Source organism: Pseudonocardia sp. TRM90224, from assembly GCF_021245725.1.
Lineage (GTDB): Bacteria > Actinomycetota > Actinomycetes > Mycobacteriales > Pseudonocardiaceae > Pseudonocardia.
Genome location: NZ_JAJGSX010000003.1, coordinates 615204 through 634680, shown reverse-complemented (window position 1 = coordinate 634680; position 19477 = coordinate 615204). Strand labels below are relative to the sequence as shown.

At 71.5% G+C, this 19477-nt stretch carries 22 protein-coding genes and 1 tRNA gene; 9 read left to right on the top strand and 14 right to left on the bottom strand.

Features of this window, described 5'->3' with window-relative positions:
* Positions 1–49: 49 nt before the first annotated feature.
* The 6 genes from LL648_RS07140 to LL648_RS07115 all read right to left on the bottom strand — a co-directional run bounded on the left by LL648_RS07140 (position 50) and on the right by LL648_RS07115 (position 4701).
* On the bottom strand, positions 50–781 hold the full coding sequence (locus LL648_RS07140; protein ID WP_232661604.1) for a DUF5134 domain-containing protein: 732 nt from the start codon (positions 779–781) through the stop codon (positions 50–52).
* A 317-nt stretch (positions 782–1098) separates the two neighbouring features.
* A complete protein-coding gene (locus LL648_RS07135; RefSeq protein ID WP_232661603.1) occupies positions 1099–2247 on the bottom strand; it encodes a winged helix DNA-binding domain-containing protein in 1149 nt (382 codons plus the stop codon).
* Positions 2248–2371: 124 nt separating this feature from the next.
* Positions 2372–2911, bottom strand: a complete 540-nt coding sequence (locus LL648_RS07130) for a VOC family protein (protein WP_232661602.1) — start codon at positions 2909–2911, stop codon at positions 2372–2374.
* Between the two features lie 89 nt (positions 2912–3000).
* Positions 3001–3666: a helix-turn-helix domain-containing protein gene (locus LL648_RS45075; protein ID WP_232661601.1), complete on the bottom strand. Its 666-nt coding sequence runs from the start codon at positions 3664–3666 to the stop codon at positions 3001–3003.
* Between the two features lie 66 nt (positions 3667–3732).
* On the bottom strand, positions 3733–3981 hold the full coding sequence (locus tag LL648_RS45070) for a type I restriction-modification system subunit M N-terminal domain-containing protein (RefSeq protein WP_232661600.1): 249 nt from the start codon (positions 3979–3981) through the stop codon (positions 3733–3735).
* Between the two features lie 645 nt (positions 3982–4626).
* Positions 4627–4701: transfer RNA gene (locus tag LL648_RS07115), tRNA-Thr, on the bottom strand.
* Positions 4702–4783: 82 nt separating this feature from the next.
* Here LL648_RS07115 and yidD point away from each other — a divergent pair.
* The 4 genes from yidD to otsB all read left to right on the top strand — a co-directional run bounded on the left by yidD (position 4784) and on the right by otsB (position 8883).
* Complete coding sequence (yidD, locus tag LL648_RS45065) at positions 4784–5164, top strand: membrane protein insertion efficiency factor YidD (protein ID WP_232661599.1); 381 nt, start codon at positions 4784–4786, stop codon at positions 5162–5164.
* Positions 5165–5182: 18 nt separating this feature from the next.
* Positions 5183–6586 (top strand): threonine/serine ThrE exporter family protein, encoded by a 1404-nt coding sequence (locus LL648_RS07105; protein ID WP_232661598.1) that lies wholly within the window; start codon positions 5183–5185, stop codon positions 6584–6586.
* Positions 6587–6686: 100 nt separating this feature from the next.
* A complete protein-coding gene (locus LL648_RS07100; protein ID WP_232661597.1) occupies positions 6687–8123 on the top strand; it encodes an alpha,alpha-trehalose-phosphate synthase (UDP-forming) in 1437 nt (478 codons plus the stop codon).
* The gene (gene otsB, locus LL648_RS07095) at positions 8116–8883 is read left to right on the top strand and encodes a trehalose-phosphatase (protein WP_232661596.1); all 768 of its coding nucleotides are present in this window, start codon (positions 8116–8118) and stop codon (positions 8881–8883) included. The genes LL648_RS07100 and otsB overlap by 8 nt, the downstream gene beginning before the upstream one ends.
* A 14-nt stretch (positions 8884–8897) precedes the next feature.
* Here otsB and LL648_RS45060 read toward each other — a convergent pair whose 3' ends face one another.
* Together LL648_RS45060 and LL648_RS07085 are read right to left on the bottom strand one after the other, a co-directional pair.
* On the bottom strand, positions 8898–9545 hold the full coding sequence (locus LL648_RS45060) for a GNAT family N-acetyltransferase (RefSeq protein ID WP_232661595.1): 648 nt from the start codon (positions 9543–9545) through the stop codon (positions 8898–8900).
* Between the two features lie 52 nt (positions 9546–9597).
* The gene (locus LL648_RS07085) at positions 9598–9972 is read right to left on the bottom strand and encodes a DUF3291 domain-containing protein (RefSeq protein WP_232661594.1); all 375 of its coding nucleotides are present in this window, start codon (positions 9970–9972) and stop codon (positions 9598–9600) included.
* A gap of 96 nt (positions 9973–10068) precedes the next feature.
* Here LL648_RS07085 and LL648_RS07080 point away from each other — a divergent pair, with 96 nt between their 5' ends.
* The gene (locus tag LL648_RS07080; RefSeq protein WP_232661593.1) at positions 10069–10668 is read left to right on the top strand and encodes a TetR/AcrR family transcriptional regulator; all 600 of its coding nucleotides are present in this window, start codon (positions 10069–10071) and stop codon (positions 10666–10668) included.
* A 15-nt stretch (positions 10669–10683) separates the two neighbouring features.
* Here the strand turns inward: LL648_RS07080 and LL648_RS07075 are convergent, their stop codons facing one another.
* The gene (locus tag LL648_RS07075) at positions 10684–11787 is read right to left on the bottom strand and encodes a LacI family DNA-binding transcriptional regulator (protein WP_232661592.1); all 1104 of its coding nucleotides are present in this window, start codon (positions 11785–11787) and stop codon (positions 10684–10686) included.
* 129 nt (positions 11788–11916) lie between these two features.
* Here LL648_RS07075 and LL648_RS07070 point away from each other — a divergent pair, with 129 nt between their 5' ends.
* The 3 genes from LL648_RS07070 to LL648_RS07060 are packed head-to-tail and all read left to right on the top strand — an operon-like array spanning position 11917 to position 14542.
* A complete protein-coding gene (locus tag LL648_RS07070; protein ID WP_232661591.1) occupies positions 11917–12849 on the top strand; it encodes a metal ABC transporter solute-binding protein, Zn/Mn family in 933 nt (310 codons plus the stop codon).
* A 5-nt stretch (positions 12850–12854) separates the two neighbouring features.
* The gene (locus LL648_RS07065; RefSeq protein WP_232661590.1) at positions 12855–13697 is read left to right on the top strand and encodes a metal ABC transporter ATP-binding protein; all 843 of its coding nucleotides are present in this window, start codon (positions 12855–12857) and stop codon (positions 13695–13697) included.
* Complete coding sequence (locus LL648_RS07060) at positions 13694–14542, top strand: metal ABC transporter permease (protein WP_232661589.1); 849 nt, start codon at positions 13694–13696, stop codon at positions 14540–14542. The genes LL648_RS07065 and LL648_RS07060 overlap by 4 nt, the downstream gene beginning before the upstream one ends.
* Positions 14543–14638: 96 nt before the next feature.
* Here the strand turns inward: LL648_RS07060 and rlmB are convergent, their stop codons facing one another.
* Both rlmB and cysS read right to left on the bottom strand, forming a co-directional pair.
* Positions 14639–15613, bottom strand: coding sequence for a 23S rRNA (guanosine(2251)-2'-O)-methyltransferase RlmB (gene rlmB, locus LL648_RS07055; protein WP_232661588.1), 975 nt, complete (start codon positions 15611–15613; stop codon positions 14639–14641).
* A 12-nt stretch (positions 15614–15625) separates the two neighbouring features.
* Positions 15626–17017 carry a cysteine--tRNA ligase gene (gene cysS / locus LL648_RS07050; protein WP_232661587.1) on the bottom strand — a complete coding sequence of 464 codons (1392 nt, stop codon included), beginning with the start codon at positions 17015–17017 and terminating at the stop codon, positions 15626–15628.
* A gap of 97 nt (positions 17018–17114) precedes the next feature.
* Here cysS and LL648_RS07045 point away from each other — a divergent pair, with 97 nt between their 5' ends.
* Positions 17115–17489 carry a VOC family protein gene (locus tag LL648_RS07045; RefSeq protein WP_232661586.1) on the top strand — a complete coding sequence of 125 codons (375 nt, stop codon included), beginning with the start codon at positions 17115–17117 and terminating at the stop codon, positions 17487–17489.
* A 120-nt stretch (positions 17490–17609) separates the two neighbouring features.
* On the opposite strand, the gene ispF is transcribed toward LL648_RS07045, so the two are convergent.
* Genes ispF through LL648_RS07030 form a run of 3 tightly spaced genes read right to left on the bottom strand, consistent with a single transcriptional unit; the run spans position 17610 to position 19271 of the window.
* Positions 17610–18074: a 2-C-methyl-D-erythritol 2,4-cyclodiphosphate synthase gene (ispF, locus tag LL648_RS07040; protein WP_232661585.1), complete on the bottom strand. Its 465-nt coding sequence runs from the start codon at positions 18072–18074 to the stop codon at positions 17610–17612.
* The gene (locus LL648_RS07035; protein ID WP_232661584.1) at positions 18071–18745 is read right to left on the bottom strand and encodes a 2-C-methyl-D-erythritol 4-phosphate cytidylyltransferase; all 675 of its coding nucleotides are present in this window, start codon (positions 18743–18745) and stop codon (positions 18071–18073) included. The genes ispF and LL648_RS07035 overlap by 4 nt, the downstream gene beginning before the upstream one ends.
* Before the next feature lie 34 nt (positions 18746–18779).
* Positions 18780–19271, bottom strand: a complete 492-nt coding sequence (locus tag LL648_RS07030) for a CarD family transcriptional regulator (RefSeq protein ID WP_094921897.1) — start codon at positions 19269–19271, stop codon at positions 18780–18782.
* Positions 19272–19477: the final 206 nt, after the last annotated feature.

Sequence of the window (19477 nt, the reverse complement as noted above, 5' to 3'; positions counted from 1 at the left end):
GGATCAGCGCTGGTCACAGCGCTGGTCACAGCACTGGTCATAGCACTGGTCACAGCATTGCGAGCAGCATCGCGGCCATACCGATGCTCATCGTGAGATGGCATAGGGCGTCCTGACGGGCCCCGGTGAGCCTGGCCAGTCCGATGGAGGTACCGGCCGTTCGCGTCCGGACGGCCACCGCGCCACAGTCGTCCGCCTGCTCGTCGGCAGGCGCCGTCTCCCCCGACGCGGTCTTGCCGCGCCATGCGCGAACGGCCCAGAACAGCGCGCCGGCCGCGAGGAGCACCGCGAAGCCCACCGTCACCGTGGTCACCCAGCCCGGTGTCGGCACGGCCATCTCGTGCGAGCCGGGCATCGCCGCGTCGGATCCGTGTGAGCCGTGCCCGGCGTGTCCACCCGAATCGTCGCCTGCCAGCGACATCCCCATGATCAGGGGCATTGCGGCGACCATCCAGACCATCGCCGCCGCCGTCACCGCGTGATCGGTGGCCGCGAGGCGGCCGTGACCGGTCCCGTGACCGCCGAGCAGCGCCAGGCGCAGGAACCAGATCCCGAACCCGCCGAAGACCACGATCTGCAGGGTCCTGGCGAGCGTCCCCATCCCGGCACCCCAGGCCATCGCGATCATGGCCACACTCATCAGGAGGTGGCTCAACTCGGCAACGCGGTCGCCGTCGGCGTCTCCGTCCGCGGTGAGGAGCGCGAACCTGACCAGCGCGTACGAACCGATCACGACGAACGCGACCGTGAACGCGACCGACAACGCGATCGATGAGAACAACGTCCCTCCTCCGCCGGCTCGTGGTGACCGACCGTGGTAGCAGTCGTCCTCGGGGGCCCGCCGGTTCCCACGGAAGTGGAACTTCCGGTCGCGATGCGCGATCGGCCGGTTGCACGATGACGGACCTGACTCGTGTGAAGCCGCGAGAAGCGCGCCGAGTCGGTCTGGGCGCTCGCCGAAATGCGCACGAGGGCCGGCGTCCGGCGAGCCGCCGCAGCTCGGAAGCAAGGCCGCCGTGCTCGCAGGTCGGAGTAACCGAAGTACTCGCCGAATTTCGGGCGAATATGCCGCTGAGCAGCGTTGATGTCCCAGCCTGGTCAGCGCCGGGCCTTGGCGCCCGGACCCGAGCAGTCCCACGGGGTGTCAGACGGCCACGGCGCGTCCAGCCCGAGTTCCTCGAAGTCGTGGGCGTCGGCGTCCGGCGCCGTGAAGCGGGCCAGCGCGAGGGCCTCGCCGGTGACGGCGTCCCGCTCGGCTGCGGAAAGGCCGTCGAACAGCCGGACGACCACCGTCGCCGTGCCCGCACGGCGGCGGATCCGCCACAGCCCGCGCACGAACCCGTCGACGGTGAGTGACGCCTCCAGGAACACGTGTTGGCGTTGCTCGTCGGTGACGATCCGGCTGCGGTCGTGGTACCCGAGCAGCACGTTGTCCAGTGGGGCGAGGAAGCGCACCGGTGCCTCGACCTCGCTCCCCGGTCGCGGGGCGTCCGGGAGGTCGACCAGTTCGCGGCCGGACTCGTCGCGGAACGTGGCCAACCGCGGGCGCAGGGCGTCGACGACCTCCCGCAACCGGGTCAGGCCGCTCCACGCCGCGACGTCCCGGACCGTGGACGGCCCGAACGCCGCCAGGTAGCGCAGCACCAGCCGCTCGACTGGGGCGTGTTCGTCGAGCCCGGCCCCGAGCCAGTCCTCCGCGAGCACGAACGGCGTCGGGCCGCGCCTGCCCCAGGTGCTGTCGGGTGGCGGGTGCAGCACCGGCAGCAGGAACTGGACGGACCGGGCCAGCGCCGCCGGGTCGTGCCCAGGGTGTAGCGCGGCCAGCGCGCGCCCAAGCTCCGGGCGGGTGACCTCGTCGCCGGACCGGATCACCTCGCGTGCTTCAGCCAGCAGCGCGGGCAGGTGGATGCCCTCGGTGGCCCGGCGGAACGCGCTGCGCTGCAAGCGTTCCAGCATCGGTTGCAGCAGCGGGCGGATCCATCGGTAGTCGCTCGCGGTCACGGTGTGCTGCGTTCCGCGAAGGAACGTGCCGCGCACCGCCGACCGGCCGGCCATCAGCGCAGTCAGGTCGTCGACGTCGAACCGGACCAGTCGCGCCCACAGCCCGATGTAGGGCGGGTCGGGATCCTGCGCGTTGAGCCCGACGAGGTGCTCCACCACCTCGAGCGGCGCGCGGTCCTCGCGGGCCAGCAGCAGCTGGCGCGCCAGTGTCGCTCGGTTCAGCTCGCGCCGGGTCAGGACGTCCACTCTGCGCTCCCTTCGTCGGCGGGGCGCTGGGCAGCAGAGCCATTCGGAGGCGTTCCTCGGCTCGCGGCTGTGTTGGGTGCCAACACTGCTTGCGACGCTCGGGACGCGGGGCGTCCCGCTTGACTCATCGGGGCTCTGGCTCGCTCTCGAGTTCGGCGCCGAGTGACGGCATCGCTTCGATCAGCGTCCGGTGGATGTACGCGAGGTCGGGGTCGGACCACTCGGCGGAGGCCGATTCGGTCTCGTCAGCTGCGGCGTCCCAGTCGAGCTCCGGAGCCTCGCCGTGCTGCCACACCCACCACATGTTCCCCCACGGGTCGATCATCCGGGCAAAGTCCGTCCCGAAGAAGTCGGTCGGTCGGGTGACGATCCGCGCGCCGCGCGCCGCGGCCCGTGCGAGGACGCTCTCCGCGTCGTCGACGTAGATCTGTGTCAGCTGCGGCAGGAACGGCCAGTCCGGCTTGCGCTCTCCGAACATCAGCGTGGTGCCGCCGATCTCGAGTTCAGCGTGGAGCAGCAAGCCGTCGATGTCGACGGTGCGGACGTCGAGGTGCTCCTCACCGCCGAACACCTCCCGGAGGTAGGCGATCAGCCCGTCGGCGTCGCGGGTGATGAAGAACGGATTCAAGGTGGAGAAACCGGGCGGGGCGGGAGGGGTGTTCACGCTCGTCATTCTGTCGACGGCTGTCTCGTCTGGTGTGTCGCCACCCTCGCCAACCGGCCGTCCGGAGGTCTTGAAGAAAAGCGCCGACCTCACACGGTCGAGGCTGCGAGGATGCGCGCCGGCGTCTCGCCTCGGATGCGTCGCAACTCTCGGGTGAGGTGGGCCTGATCCGCGTAGCCCACGGCGATGGCGACCTCGGACGGCGGCACCCTCTCGCTGAGGAGTCGGTGGGCATGCCGGGAGCGCTCGAGCCGCTCGATCTCCTTGCGTCGGAGGCCCGTGACGGACGAGAACCGGCGCTGCCAGCTCCGGCGGGACAGCCCACGGTCGTCCCCCCTGAGCGCCCTCCGGATGTCGGCGTCCGCAACCATCACCCCTTCGGACACGAGCCGCGAGACGAAGCGCTCGAGCTCCTCCCACCCCGGTATCGGGTAGCGGCGTCCTCCGATGGTCACTTCTCCATCGGCGACCGGGAGTTCCGCGATGGCACCGCGCAGCAGAGCTTTGTCGACTCCCCGGATCATGACGTGTGCCGCAAGCTCGACACCCCAGTACGACTCGCCCTTGCGACCGCAAATCGGAAGCCCCTCGATCCGCGGGCCTGCGAGCTCCGCCACGAGAGAGTTGTCCGCGCGCCGGATGAACGAGAGACCCCAGTGCTCGCTCGCCTCGTCGGTGTAGTCAGCGTCCCCCTCGGCGAAGGCTCGCCAGACCGTGCGGATCTCAGGACTCGTCGAGGCCCGCTGCTCCCACACGCGCTCAGAGTAGAGCGGCCTCCTGTCGCCCGTCGCTGGCGCGATGGTCAGCCACTGAGTGGAGGCCTACGGGAAGTCGGTGCGCGCTTGACGCACGAGGCGATTGAGGTCCGAGCCACCGGCACACCAGTTCTCCAGGCCGGAGAACCAGACGTTCCCCTCCGCGGAGATGGTCGGGCTCCGGATGCAGTCGAGGCGGCGCAGGATCGTGAGCGGGAGGATCACGTTGCCGTACTGGTTGGGGCGGTAGGGACCCCGAAGGTGATCGGCGATCGACCAGATGAAACTACCGAGGGCGCTCAGAAGACTCCTCACGACGCTCACTCGACAATGGATGTCGCACACCAGCGCGAGCCCGCGCGGGCCGTCCGCACAGGCGGTGCACAGTCTGCAGCAGCCACCGGGTCGGCAGGAGAGTCGCACGTGCGCGAGTTGGACGCGGGCCTCGACCAAATCGTCGATCAGCCGGTCCAGTTGCTCTCTCGGCGTTCACGGCTTCACGCCAATCGCCATCGGCTTTGCCCGAGGTCACGGCGGCGCGCTGCGGAGCGCTCGCCGGCGAGAATGCGGCACAGCGCGGTCCGGTCCGGGTGTAGGTGGGAGCATCGCCACCACCGGGAGCCCGTCGCGGGCCCGCCAGGACGCCAGCGGGACCCCCCGACCGACGTTCGGCCACCTCGGCGACCAGCCGGGCGCGAGCTGCCTCGGCAGCACGCTCCGCATTGGGCCGGCCGGGACCGTTTCACGGAGCTCGTGCCGGCGCTTCGTGACGGGGTCTATGCCGGCGTAGACACGCACCCGGAACGCGCCGCTAAGCAGCTCGTCGATGGTGCCCTTCGCGCGGCCTGACCTGGCCTTTCGCTGCTTGGCTACAGCAGAACGACACCGCGTTCGTGTCACGACACGTGTCACGTTGACCAAATCGGGCCGACCCGCGGTTGCGAATCCGCTGGTCAGACCTGGAGCCGGAGGTCGGGATCGAACCGACGACCTACCGCTTACAAGGCGGTTGCTCTACCACTGAGCTACACCGGCGGGTGTTTCATCCGCATCGTAGTGCCGCCTCCCGGCACCTGGCTCCCGGATACCCGGCGGACGGGTGCGGCAGGATGCCGGTGTGGCCCAACCGGAACAGGACGATGACAGCAGCGGGCCGTGGAGCGACAGGGCCGAGGCGGTAGGTGATCTCGCCGACGGCGCGGACGCCGCTTCCAGCGCCTGCGACATCGGTGGTTGTGACGGTTGTGGCGGCTGCGACTGCAACCTGCTGCTCCGCCTCTCTTCGGTGATGCTGTTCGTCGCGGCGCTCGTGCCGGAGGCCGGTGGTGGGGTGGTGCTGTCCGCGATCCGCGGCTACCGCAGGTGGCTGACCAGGTTCACGCCGCGCTGCCCGGCGCCGGTGAGCTGCAGCGCCTTCGCGCTCGACGCCGTCGAGCGGCTCGGGCCGCGCAGGGGTCTTGTCGCCGCGGCCGGGCGCGTACGCCGCTGCCGTCGGTAGGCACCTACCCTTTCCTTCATGACACCGGTCGGGCGATTCTCCGCTCGCCTGCGTTCCAAGTTGGGACGTGAGGCGCGCAGCCTGCTGCACGCCGGGCCGCCGACGTTGCGGCTGATGGCCCCGATCGGTCCGCAGGTGCCGGACGACGCGCGTGTGCAGGAGGTGCTCGACCTCTGCATGCGGGTCGGGGAGGTGCTGCTGTCCAGCGGCGAGAGCGCCGACGAGACGACGCGGACGATGCTGCGGCTCGCGCACGTCAGCGGCCTCCCTTCGGTCGACGTCGACATCACGTTCACGTCGATCACGATCTGCTGCCACCGCGGGATGGCCGCCACGCCGGTCACGTCGATGCGGCTCGTCCGCTACCGCGCGCTCGACCTCACCCGGCTCACCGAGGTGAGCCGGATCATCACCGCCGTCGAGCGGGCCGAGCTGGACGTCCGCGGGGCCGCGGAGGCGCTCGCGAACGCCGTCGCCGCACCGCACCCCTACCCGCGCTGGGTCGCCACCGCGGGTTGGGCGGGGCTGGCGGCGTCGGTCGCACTGCTGCTGGGCGCCGCGCCGATCACCGCTCTCGCCGCGTTCGCCGTCACCGCGATCATCGACCGCGCCGGCCGCCTGCTGAACCGGTGGGGCCTGCCTGCGTTCTTCCAGCAGGTCGTCGGCGGGACGCTGGCGACGGGCTTCACCATCGCGCTGTTCGCGACCGGCGCCTTCCCACCTGGCACCCGACCGTCGCTCGTCGTCGCGGCGGGCATCACGGTGCTGCTCTCCGGGCTGTCCGTCGTCGGCACCGTGCAGGACGCGATATCCAGCTACTACGTCACGTCGGCCGGGCGCGCGGCCGAGATCATGCTGCTTTCGGCCGGCCTGCTGACCGGCGTTGTGCTCGCGTTGAAGGCGGGCTTCGGCTTCGGGCTCGCGCTCGAGGTGGCCGGTGAGCTGCCGACCGGCGGCGGGCAGTTCTGGATATCGCTGCTGGCCTCCGCGCTCGCGGCGGCGTGCTATGCGCTCGCCGGGTACGCACCATGGCGCTCGCTGGTCGCCGCGGGGCTCGCCGGCGCGGCCGGCTGGGGCACGTACGGCCTGCTGACGCAGTTCTTCTCGTTCGGCCCGGTCACGGCGACCGGCGTCGCGGCCGTCGTCGTCGGCGCCGCCGCCGGGCTCCTGCGCCGCAGCAGCATCGGGGTGCACCCGCTGGTCGTCACGCTCGCCGGCATCACACCGCTGCTGCCCGGTTTCACCGCGTACCGCGGCTTCTACCAGCTGGCCGTCGAAGGTGTCGCCGACGGGCTGGTGACGGTCACGGTCGCGTTGGGCATCGGATTGGCCCTCGCCGCGGGCGCGGCGCTCGGCGACTTCCTCACCAAGCCGCGCCAACGTCCCGTAGCGGAGATCACCGAGCCCAGTTCGGACGACTGACCTGCGGCAACTCCGGGCCGCACCGCCGGCGACGTGGCGAAGCGTTCAGATCGGGGTATCTGTCCGCGTAGGCTCGACGGCGGTGGCCTGAGGAGGACGCGTGGCGGACAGCGGTACCGATCTGTCCAGCGCCGAGTTCGTCGTTGTCGCGAACCGGCTTCCCGTCGACCTCGAGAGGCTCCCCGACGGCGCGGAACGGTGGAAGCGCAGCCCAGGCGGCCTGGTCACCGCGCTCGAACCGATGCTGCGCAGCCGCGAGGGCGCCTGGGTCGGCTGGCCGGGCCTGCCGGACGCGGAGGCGGAGCCGTTCGTCGAGGACGGGCTCCAGCTCCACCCCGTGAGCCTCAGTGCCAAGGACGTCGAGGACTACTACGAGGGCTTCTCGAACGGCACGCTCTGGCCGCTCTACCACGACGTCGTCGCGCCACCCGCGTTCCATCGGCACTGGTGGCAGGCCTACGTCCGGGTCAACCAGCGCTTCGCTGAGGCGACGGCGGAGGTGGCCGCCAAGGGCGCCACGGTGTGGATCCAGGACTACCAGCTGCAGCTGCTGCCGGCCGCGCTGCGGGAGCTGCGCCCCGACCTGCGCATCGGATTCTTCCTGCACATCCCGTTCCCGCCGACCGAGCTGTTCATGCAGCTCCCGTGGCGCACCCGGATCGTGGAGGGCCTGCTCGGCGCCGACCTCGTCGGCTTCCACACCGCCGGCGGCGCACGCAACTTCCGCTGGCTGGCCACCCGCCTCACCGGCGCGTCCCCCGGCGACGGCCGCAACGACGTCGTCTACGACGGGCGCAAGGTCAAGCTCGGCGCGTTCCCGATCTCGATCGACTCCGCCCGCCTCGACGAGCTCTCCCGCAGCCCCGAGGTGCAGGAGCGGGCCAAGCAGATCCGCACCGACCTCGGCGACCCGGAGCGGGTGATCCTCGGGGTCGACCGGCTCGACTACACCAAGGGCATCGACGTGCGGTTGCGCGCGTTCGAGGAGCTGCTCGCCGAGGACCGCGTCGACGCCGAACGCACGGTGATGATCCAGCTCGCGACGCCGAGCCGGGAGCGCGTCGAGCACTACCAGAAGATGCGCAACGACATCGAGCAGGCGGTCGGGCGGATCAACGGCACGTACGCGCGCGTCGGGCACCCGGTGCTGCACTACCTGCACCAGTCGCTCCCGCGCGACGAGCTCGCCGCGTTCTTCGCCGCGGCCGACGTCATGCTGGTGACGCCACTGCGCGACGGCATGAACCTCGTGGCTAAGGAGTACGTGGCGTCGCGGTCCGACCTCGGCGGTGTGCTCGTGCTCTCCGAGTTCGCCGGCGCCGCGATCGAGCTGAAGGAAGCCGTGCTGGTCAACCCGCACGACACCGACGGCGTGAAGAACGCGCTGCACGCCGCGCTGACGATGCGCCCCGAGGAGACGCGGCGGCGGATGCGGGCGCTGCGCAAGCAGGTGCTGGCCAACGACGTCGACCGGTGGGCGCGCTCGTTCCTCGACGAGCTGGGCCTGCCGCCAGCGGAGGAAACGCAAGATGAGTGATCTCCCACCCGATCTCCCAGGCGATCTCCGGGATGCCGTCAGGCGGGTCGCGACCGTGCCGCGGCTGCTCGTCGCGCTCGACTTCGACGGCGTGCTGGCGCCGATCGTCGACGTGCCGTCCGCCGCGCGCCCGCTACCGGAGGCGGCCGCGGCGCTCGGCGCGCTGGCGACGCTCGACGGGACGACGATCGTGCTGGTCTCCGGCCGCGGCCTCGCCGACCTGGCCGCCGTCTCGGGCTTCGGCAGCCCGATCCGGCTGGTCGGCAGCCACGGCGGCGAGTTCGACGACGGCGCGGCGGCGCTCGACGACGACGCGCAAGCGCGGCTCGACCAGCTCGACGCCGAGCTTCGCGAGCTCGTCGGGGGCGAGCCGGGTGTGACGCTGGAGCACAAGCCGGCAGGGGTGGCCGTGCACGTCCGCAACGCCGAGCCGGCCGTCGCGACACGCGTGCTGGAGGCCGTGCGCAGCGGGCCGGCCAGCCGCTCCGGCGTCGAGGCGACCCCCGGCAAGCAGGTGCTCGATCTTGCGGTGCTCCAGGTGACGAAGGGCGCGGCGATCGACACGCTCCGGGAGCGGGTCGCGGCCGATGCCGTCCTGTTCGCCGGCGACGACGTCACCGACGAGACGGCGTTCGCCCGGATGCGCGAGGGCGACGTCGGGGTGAAGGTCGGCGAGGGCGAGACTGCGGCGGGGTTCCGCGTCGCCGATCCGGCGGAGATGGCGCAGGTGCTGCAGCAGCTGCTCGAAGCCCGTCGGTAACGCCGGACACTTGCTCAGTTCCGTCCGATGCACTTCGCGCTGGTCAGCGGCGCCTCGACACGCCATCCCAGCGCCTCGTACAGCGTCCGCCCCACCGGCGTCGCCGCGAGGACACCGGTCTCCGCGCCCTGAGCGACCGCCGCCTGCGCGAGCGCCTGCATGACGAGGCGGCCGAAGCCCTTCCGGCGGTGCGCCGGGGCGGTCTCGATCTGGTCGGCGACGGCGGTCGCGCCGGTCGGGGCGATCTGGCCGCGGGCGGCCAGCGAGCCGTCCGGCGCTGCGAGCAGCGCCCGGACGACACCGCCCTGCTGCCAGGTGCGCAGCCGGTAGCCGTCCGGCACGGGCAGGGTGGGTCCGTAGGCGAGCGCGGCCGACATCAGGAAGCTCGGGTCCGGCCTGAACTCCCAACCCTCGCCCAGCCATGGACCGACGCGGGTCGGCTCGGCGAAGAGCTTGAGCCACACGCCGGCCCCGGTCACCGGCTCCGCCACCTTCCGGACCGTGGCCTCGTCGAGCTCGTCGTTCATCGCGCTCAGCACGTGGCGGGTGACGTGGTCGGCGGCCCCGACGTCGATCGTGAACCCCCACGGCTCGACGAGTGGCGGCGCCGCCCCGCGCGAGACGACCCAACCGTCCACCCATGCCTGCACAACATCGCTCACCACGGCCCCCGTAATAGTCACTCCTGTGACACGACTATTACCAGGCCCGGGTTCAACCGGCGAGCCTCAGTTCCGCCTCCTCCCAGGTCGGCACCTCCGATCCGGGGGCGGTCCAGGAGCGGAACACCGACTCGGCCATCACAGCGCGCTGGCGCACCATCACCGAGCGATGTGGTTCGGTCCGCACCATCTGCCGCAGCGCCGCCTCGTCGCGCCACGCGCTGAGCGTCGCGAACTCGCGGCGCAGCGGGTGCGCGACGAGCGACACCCCGACCGCTCCCTCCGCCTTGCGGGTCTGCGCGTAGATGCGCATCGCGTCGATGAAGAACGGCAGCACGTGGCGCAGCTTGCGGACCCGGAAGCGGGAGGCCATGACGACGACGTCTGCGAGCACCGGTTCGGCAGGGGCCCAGGGAATCGTGGGCACGGGAATCACTCCTTCTTGACACCGTCAACTTGACACCGACAAGATGCCTCGCGAACCACATCTTGTCAACGTCAAGATCTCCGGTAGCCTGAACGGATGCCCTACCACCACGGCGACCTGCGGCGCGCGTTGCTCGATTCCGCGCTGGAAGCCGTCGCCGAGCACGGCCCGGTCGCGATCAGCCTCCGTGACGTCGCACGGCGGGCCGGCGTCTCGCACGCGGCGCCGACCCACCACTTCGGCGACAAGACCGGCCTGCTCACGGCGCTGGCCACCGAGGGGTGGACCGGGCTCGCCGACGACCTCGCGCGCACCGCGGACCGCGGCCAGGACTTCGCCGAGCTCGGCGTCACCTACGTGCTCTTCGCGACCTCACACCCCGCGCACTTCGCGGTGATGCGCGCGCCGGGCCTCGTCCGCGGCGACGACCCGGAGCTCTCGGCGGCGCAGAACCGCGCCGGCGAGCTGCTGCGTACGGGCGCAGCCCAACACCGGAACCCCGCGGCGGCTTCCGACCCGACAACCGCGCTGGCCGGCTGGGCTCTCGTGCACGGCCTGTCGGTCCTCCTGCTGGAGGGCGCGGTCGATCCGCCCGGCGGAAACGTGGCCGACCTCGCGCGCTCGATCACCAAGCGGCTCGGCCCGGCCGTCGACAACGACGAAATGGCTGTTGTGAGCGCTAACAAACAGCCATAACGTCGTTGTCGACGCTCACCAGCCCGAGAAGAAGCGCTGCTCGGTGCGCGACTCGCCGCTCGTGGTGCCGACCAGCAGCTCGGTCGGGAGCATCACGCGGCGGGGACGGTTGCGGTCGCCGCGCTCCAGCAGCAGCTCGCCCGCGACCCGCCCCTTCTCCAGCAACGGCTGGCGGACGGTGGTGAGCCCGGCGCGCTCCGCCTCGGGGACGCCGTCGAAACCGGTGATCGTGAGGTCGTCGGGCACGGCGAGGCCGCGATCGCCCGCGTACCGCAGGGCGCCCAGCGCGAGGATGTCCGACGTGCAGATGACGGCGGTGATGTCGGGGCGGGCGCCGAGCAGCTCGGCAGCGCCGTTCTGACCGGCCTCGACGCTGTGCTCGAAGCGCTCGATCACGGGGACGTCGGCCCAGTCGACGCCCACCTCGGCGAGCCCGTCGCGCAGCCCGGCGAGCCGGTCGCGCTGCACCGGGTAGGTGGCGTTCTGCAGCCGCTGCTGGTCGGCCAGGCCGTCGTGACGCCCTTCGCCGAGGCGCATGCAGAGCACGCCGACCCTGCGGTGCCCGAGCCCCGTGACGTGCCGCGTGAGCGAGAGCATCCCCGCGCGGTCGTCGACGCCGACCCGGTCGACCCCCTCGACACCGTGCGGCTGGTCGCAGACGACGGTCGGCACGGGCCTTTCGAGCACGGCGAGGAAGTGCGGGTCGTCCTCGCGCACCGAGTAGACGACGAACCCGTCGACGCCCGCCTGGTGCACCGCGGTGACGTCGGCGTGCTCGGGGCTGACCGGGATCAGCAGCAGCCCCTGCCCGGCCTGCTCGCACGCGAGCGCGAGACCCTCGAGGAAACCGGTCGCCGCCGGGTCGCGGAATGCGTAGGAGAGCGCTTCGGTGAGCAACAGACCCACCGCGCCTGCCTTGCGGGTACGCAAGGAGCGCGCGACGGGATCGGGCCCGGGGTATCCGAGCCTGCGGGCGGCTTCGAGCACGCGTGCTCGCAAGGGTGCGGAGAGCTGGTCAGGCCGGTTGTAAGCGTTGGAGACCGTTGTCCGCGAGACGCCCAGCTCGGCGGCCAGCGATGCGAGCGTCGCGGGACGTCGGACGTTCGGAAGCCCAGACATCGTCGAACCGTAACGGTTCAGTAGCTCAGCGGGAAAGTCGGTCGCAGAGTGCAACATCACAGCGCAGCGCCTAACGACAACGGTTATCAATGTAGAGTCGTCCCCGTGCCATCAGTGAGAGGGTCAGTCATGAGTTTTCGCCTCGGTGCCACCACCGCCGCGGTCGCAATTGCGCTGCTCACAGCCGCGGGATGCGGCTCATCGACGCCTTCCGCCGCCCCCGGCGCGACTCCGGGCGGGGCCGCCGGGGTGAGTGTCGTCACCTCGACCAACGTCTACGGCAGCATCGCGGAGGCCGTCGGCGGGCCCAACGTCACCGTCGAGTCGTTGATCACCGACCCGGCCGCCGACCCGCACTCCTTCGAGAGCACCCCCGCCGACGCGGCAAAGGTCGCGAAGGCGGGTGTGGTCGTCTTCAACGGCGGCGGCTACGACGACTGGATGCAGCGACTCGTCGAGTCGGCGGGTGGTCAGCCCGCGGTCATCGACGTCGCCACGCTCTCCGGGCTGAAGCCGGCCGCCGCTGACGCCGAGTTCAACGAGCACGTCTGGTACAGCCTGCCGACCGTGCAGAAGCTGGCGACGCAGCTCGCCGGCGAGCTCGGCAAGGTCGACGCCGCCAACGCCGCGACGTACACCGCGAACGCGTCGGCGTTCAACGCCAAGATCGACGGGCTGACGGCGAAGACGAAGGAGATCGCGGCGGCGCACCCCGGCGCGCAGGTCGCGATCACCGAACCCGTCCCCGGTTACCTCATCGAGGCGGCCGGCCTCACCGACGCGACGCCGGGGGAGTTCGCCGAGGCGATCGAGGAGGACACCGACCCGCCCGCCGCGGTGCTGCAGCAGACGCTCGGGCTCTTCGCGCCCGGCACGCAGGTGAAGGCCCTGGTGCTCAACGCCCAGACCGAGACCCCCACCACCGACCAGGTGAAGCAGGCGGCGCAAACTGCAGGTGTACCCGTCGTCGACGTGACCGAGACGCTGCCGGCGGGGAGCGACTACGTAACCTGGATGGGCGCACAGATCGATGCGCTCGCCACCGCCTTGAACCGGACCTGACGCACATGGCAGCACCCACCGTCCCCGCCACCACCACAGGCGTCGCACCAGCCGCGCTCTCGCTGCGCGGCGCGCGCGTCAGCTTCGGTGAGCGGACGCTGTGGGACGGGCTCGACCTCGACGTCGCGCCCGGCGAGTTCGTCGCCGTGCTCGGGCCGAACGGCTCCGGCAAGACGACGTTGATGCGGGTGCTGCTCGGGTTGCTGCCGCTGTCGGCGGGTGAGGTGAAGGTTGCGGGCGAGCCGCCGCGGCGGGGCAGTCCGAGCATCGGGTACGTGCCGCAGCAGAAGGCGCTCGACCCCGACCTGCCGCTGCGCGGCCGCGACCTCGTCGGGCTCGGCCTCGACGGGCACAAGCTCGGCCTGGGCATCCGCGGCCGTCGGGCGCGCCGGGCGAAGGTCGACGCCGCGCTCGCGGCCGTCGGCGGCAGCGGCTACGCCCACGCGCCGGTCGGGCGGCTCTCCGGGGGCGAGCAGCAGCGGCTGCGGGTGGCGCAGGCGCTGGTCGGCGACCCCGACGTGCTGCTGTGCGACGAACCGCTGCTCTCGCTCGACCTCGCCCACCAGCGCACCGTCACCGAGCTCATCGACGGGCGGCGCCGCTCGGCGAACACCGCTGTCCTCTTCGTCACGCACGAGATCAACCCGGTGCTGCCGCTCGTCGACCGCGTGCTCTACCTCGTCAACGGCCGTTTCCGGGTCGGCCCGCCGTCGGAGGTCATGACGTCGGCGGTGCTCAGCGAGCTGTACCGGACCAGGGTCGACGTGCTGCGTGTGCGCGACCGGCTCGTTGTCGTCGGCGCCGACTCCCACGGCGAGCACTGCCACGGTGAGGAGCCCGTGCAGTGAACGACGTGTTCGGCCGACTGCTCACCTTCGACGGCATCGGCGAGCTGATCGGGCTGCCGTTCGTGCAGAACGCGCTCATCGCGTGTGCCGTGCTCGGGCTGGTCGCCGGGGCGCTGGCGCCGCTGATCGTCTCGCGCGGGATGGCGTTCGCCGTGCACGGCACGGCGGAGCTGGCGTTCACCGGTGGCGCGGCGGCGCTGCTGATCGGCGTCTCGGTCGGGCTCGGCGCCGTTGCCGGCGCCGTCGTCGCCGGCCTCGTCTTCGGGCTGCTCGGGCTGCGCCAGCGCGAGCGCGACTCCGTCATCGGCGTGGTGCTGGCCTTCGGGCTCGGGCTCGGCGTCCTCATGCTCGCCCTCTACAGCGGGCGCGCTTCGAACAAGTTCGGGCTGCTCACGGGCTCGATCGTGTCGGTCGACTCGACCAACCTGTGGGTGCTCGGCATCGTCGCGCTGCTGGTCGTCGGGGTGCTGGCCGTGCTGTACCGGCCGCTGCTGTTCGCCAGCACCGACCCCGACGTCGCGCTCGCCCGCGGGGTGCCGGTGCGGGTGCTCTCGCTGGTGTTCGCTGTGCTGATCGGGCTCACCACCGCGCTGGCGGTCCCGATCGTCGGCGCGATCCTCGTGCTCTCGGTGATGATCGCGCCGGGGGCGGCGGCGGCGCGGGTGACCGCCAGCCCGCTGCTCGCCACCGTGCTCGCGGTGGTCTTCGCGGAGGTCGCGCTGCTGGGCGGCACCGTGCTGTCACTCGCGCCCGGCCTGCCGGTCTCCGGCTACGTCGCGACGATCGCGTTCCTCATCTACGTCGGCTGCCGCATCGTCGCGCGAGCCCGCCGCCGCACCGCCTGACCCGCACAAGTCTGACCGCAAACTTCCCCACCGTTTTGTGCACTTGCGCGCCCTTTCAGCGCGCAGATGCACAAAACGGTGGGGAAGTTCGGGGGGTCAGCGGGCGCGGCGCTGCCGCGCGACCTCGGCGAGCACGACGCCGGCCGCAACCGAGGCGTTGAGCGACTCGACGGGCCCGGCCATCGGGATCGACACCACGACGTCGCACGTCTGCCGGACGAGCCGGGAGAGGCCCTTGCCCTCCGAGCCGATCACGAGGACGAGCGGGTCGGTCGCCATCTCGAACTCGTCGAGCGTCACGTCACCTTCGCCGTCCAGCCCGGCGATCATGAAGCCGGCGGTGGCGTACTCGCGCAGCGTGCGCGTGAGGTTGGTGGCTCGCGCCACCGGCAGGCGGGCCGCGACACCGGCGGACGTCCGCCAGGCCACGGCCGTCATCCCGGCGGCCCGCCGCTGCGGGACCACCACGCCGTGCCCGCCGAACGCGCCGACGGAACGCACGACGGCGCCGAGGTTGCGCGGGTCGGTCACGCCGTCGAGCGCGACGATCAGCCCGGGCTCGCGCGATTCGGCCGCGATCTCCAGCAGCTCGTCGGGGTGCGCGTACTCGTACGGCGGCACCTGCAGCGAGATGCCCTGGTGCAGCGCGCCGCCGGTGATCCGGTCGAGGTCGTTGCGGGGCACCTCGAGGATCGAGATCCCGGCGTCCGCAGCCAGCTGGACGGCCTCGGTGACGCGCTCGTCGGCCGTCGTGCCGATCGCGACGTGCAGGGCTGTGGCCGGCACGCGCGCGCGGAGGCACTCGACGACGGCGTTGCGGCCCAGGACGGTCTCGGGGGTCTCGCCGTCGCCGGGCTTGCGGCGGTTGCCGGCGACCTTCGAGCGGCCGGCCGTCGCCTTGGCGACGCGGGCCGCCTTACGCGCGGCGGGGTGGCCGGGGCGCATCTCCTTGGGCGGAGTCGGCCCCTTGCCTTCCAGCCCGCGCCGACGCTGACCGCCGGAGCCGATCGTCATCCCCTTCTTGGTGCCCTCCTTGCGCATCGCACCACGACGTTTGGAATTGCCCGCCATCACCGTTTCCCATCAGGCATCTTTGAGCGACCACGTGGAGCCGTCGACCGTGTCCTCGACAGCGATCCCGGCCGCGGTGAGGCGGTCGCGCACCTCGTCCGCCGCGGCGAAATCGCGCCGCGCCCTTGCTTCCTTGCGCTGTGCGAGCAGGTCGCTCACCAGCGTGTCGAGCGCCTTGAGCGCGGCGCCGTCGTCGGTGCTGGTGTCGAGCCACTGCGGGTCGAGCGGGTCGAGGCCGAGGATGCCCGTCATCGCTCGCACCGAGGCCGCGGCCCCGAGCGCCGCTTCGCGCTCGCCGGCGTCGAGCGCGATGTTGCCCTCGCGCACGGTGCCGTGGATGGCCGCCAACGCGCCCGGTGTGCCGAGGTCGTCGTCCATGGCGGCGGTGAATTCAGCGCAGAGGACACCGACCGTCGGCTCGCCGAGCCGCTCGCGCACCCGGTGGACGAACGACTCGATGCGCCGGTAGGCCGCGACCGACTCCTGCAGCGCCGCGTCGGAGAACTCGATGAACGACCGGTAGTGCGGGCCGACGAGGTAGTAGCGCAGCTCGGCGCCGCTCACCCGGCCCAGCAGCGACTCGATCGACAGCGTGTTGCCGAGCGACTTCGACATCTTCTCGCCACCCATGGTGACCCACGAGTTGTGCAGCCAGTAGCGCGCGAAGCCGTCGCCGGCGGCGTGCGACTGCGCCAGCTCGTTCTCGTGGTGCGGGAAGATCAGGTCGATGCCGCCGCCATGGATGTCGAACTCGGCACCCAGGTACATCGTCGCCATCGCGGAGCACTCGAGGTGCCAGCCGGGACGGCCGGCGCCCCACGGGGTCGGCCAGGTCGGCTCGCCCGGCTTCGCCGCCTTCCACATCGCGAAGTCGCGCGGGTCGCGCTTGCCGGAGTTGTCCGGCTCGCCCTGCTCCACCTGGTCGAGCTTCTGCCGCGAGAGCACGCCGTACTCGGGGAACGACTTCACGTCGAAGTAGACGTTGCCATCGGCCGGGTAGGCGTGGCCGCGCTCGATCAGGCGCTCCATCAGCTCGACCATCTGCGTGATGTGGCCCGTCGCGCGCGGCTCGATCGACGCCGGGAGGCAGCCGAGCCGGTCGTAGGCGGCCGAGAACGCCCGCTCGTGCGTCGCGGCCCACTCCCACCACGGACGACCCGCGGCCGCTGCCTTGGTGAGGATCTTGTCGTCGATGTCGGTGACGTTGCGGACCAGCGCGACGTCGTAGCCGTTGTGGGCGAGCCAGCGGCGCAGCACGTCGTAGTTGAGCGACGAGCGGACGTGCCCGATGTGCGGCATGCCCTGCACCGTTGCACCACAGACGTAGATCGACGCTGCCCCGGACCGCACCGGGACGAAGTCCCGCTGCTCCTTGGTGGCGGTGTCGAATAGGCGCAAGCTCACATACACCAGGGTACGGACACCTCCCCAACGGGTGGTGGGCCGGGCACTTCCGTTTCTTCCAATCCCTGCAACGGTCGGCCGGGGCATCGTTCTCGGCATGGACATCCAGGAGCTGTACCCACGCCTCGTCGTCGAAGGTGCCGACGCCGCCATCACCTTCTACGAGGCCGCTTTCGGCGCCGAGCTGCTCGAGCGCTTCGCCGACGACGGCGGTCGGGTCATGCACGCGATGCTGGCGCTCGGGCCGTACAAGTTCGCGATCAAGGACGCCGGCCACGGCGACCCGGCACCTTCCGAGGGCGGCATCCCGGTGATCATGGCCTTGTACGTGACGGACGCCGACGCCGTCGGAAAACGCATGGAGGACGCCGGCGCGAGCGTCATGTACCCGATCGCCGACCAGGAGTACGGCGAGCGCGGCGGCCGCCTCCGCGACCCCTTCGGGCACCAGTGGATGATCGCGCAGAAGTGAGCTGGGCGCCCGGTTCCGGCCTTCGGCCGGAGGGCAGGAAAGCCACTTTCAGGCCCTGTGAGGGCAGGAAAGTGGCTTTCCTGCCCTCCCCGCGGCGGCTCTCGCCCGGCGAAGCGCCCGCTATGCGGGGAGGAGCAGGGCCGTCGCCACCGCCGCTACGCCCTCGCCGCGGCCCGTCAGCCCCAGGCCGTCGGTGGTCGTCCCGGACACCGCGACCGGGCCGCCGACGGCGTCGGACAGCACCTGCTGGGCCTCCGCCCGTCTGGTGCCGATCCGGGGGTGGTTGCCGATGACCTGCACCGCGGCGTTGCCGACCTGCCAGCCGGCGTCCGTGAGCAGCCGCCGCACCTCGGTGAGCAGCGCGACCCCGCTGGCGCCGCTCCACTCCGGACGGCCGGTGCCGAACACCGCGCCGAGGTCGCCGAGGCCCGCCGCGGTCAGCAGCGCGTCGCAGAGCGCATGCGCGGCGACGTCGCCGTCGGAGTGACCGCTGCAGCCGTCGACGCCGGGCCAGAGCAGCCCGGCGATCCAGCACTCGCGCCCGGCCTCGACGGGGTGCACGTCGGTCCCGATGCCGACCCTCACGCGCCCCGCTCCTCGACGGCCGCCTCAGCGAGCTGCAGCTCCCACGCCGTGGTGACGGCGAAGGCGAGCGGCTCCCCGGCGACGGTGTGGACGGGCCGGCCGGCGGCGGCACGAGCGGCCGCGAGCTCCAGCGCGTCGGCGCCGAGCGGTTCGGTGAGCACCCGGGCACGGTAGGCGTGCGGGGCCTGGATGACCCGCAGGCCCGCGCGATCGGGGGTCGCCCCGATGAGCCCGTCGTCGTCCACGACCTTGACCGTGTCGACCAACGGGAGCACCGGAACGACGACATCGTGCCCCGACACCACGGCCTCGATCACCGCGCCGACCAGGCTCGAAGGAGCAAGCGGGCGTGCGGCGTCGTGCACGAGCACAACATCATCAGGACGGATCGTGAGGGATCCGTCACCATCCGTACGCGCCGATCGTTGATCCGGACGTGCACCCACTCGCCGCGGATCGTTCGACGCGCGCACGTCGACCCGGAGGTCGACGCACGCGAGTTCGACTGCATCAAGAGCGGCGTGCACCCCGACCATCACCTGGACGGTCGGGATCCCGGCCGCGAACAGCCCTCGAACCGTGTGCACCAACATCGGCACACCGGCGATCGGGGTCAGCTCGTCGAGCGCACCGGCACGACTGCCGACCACGACCACCGCTGCGACGGTCATCCGGCTACGGGGTTCGGGGCAGAATGAACGAAACTCAGGCGTTGGCGGTGGCGAGCACCTCGTCGAGCAGGACCTCGGCCCGCTCTTCGTCGGTGCCCTCAGCGAGCGCCAGCTCGCTGACGAGGATCTGCCGCGCCTTCGCCAACATGCGCTTCTCGCCCGCGGACAAGCCGCGGTCCTTCTCCCGGCGCCAGAGATCGCGGACGACCTCGGCAACCTTGTTCACGTCGCCGGAGGCGAGCTTCTCGAGGTTCGCCTTGTACCGGCGAGACCAGTTCGTGGGTTCTTCGGTGTGCGGGGCGCGGAGCACCTCGAACACCCTGTCCAGACCTTCCTGGCCCACCACATCGCGGACGCCGACGACCTCGGCGTTCTCGGCGGGAACACGCACCGTGAGATCACCCTGCGCGACCTTGAGGACGAGGTACTTGCGTTCCTCGCCCTTGATCGTCCGAGTCTCGATGGCCTCGATGAGAGCGGCACCGTGGTGCGGGTAGACGACGGTCTCTCCGACCTTGAAAACCATGTGTCCTCTGCCCCTTTCGCTATATCCAGGTTAACACGTCCCGGGTCGGCACCGCCGCCCGGTCCGACCCGTCGCCGCAGGTCAGGGGATTGACAACCAGCAAGAAACGTGCCTCCGACAGCCGCGTCGGAGCACCTGATCGGCCCTGACTAGGCTGCTCATCGGCCGTCCCGGGCGACCATCACGATCCCCGGCCGGTCGCGAAC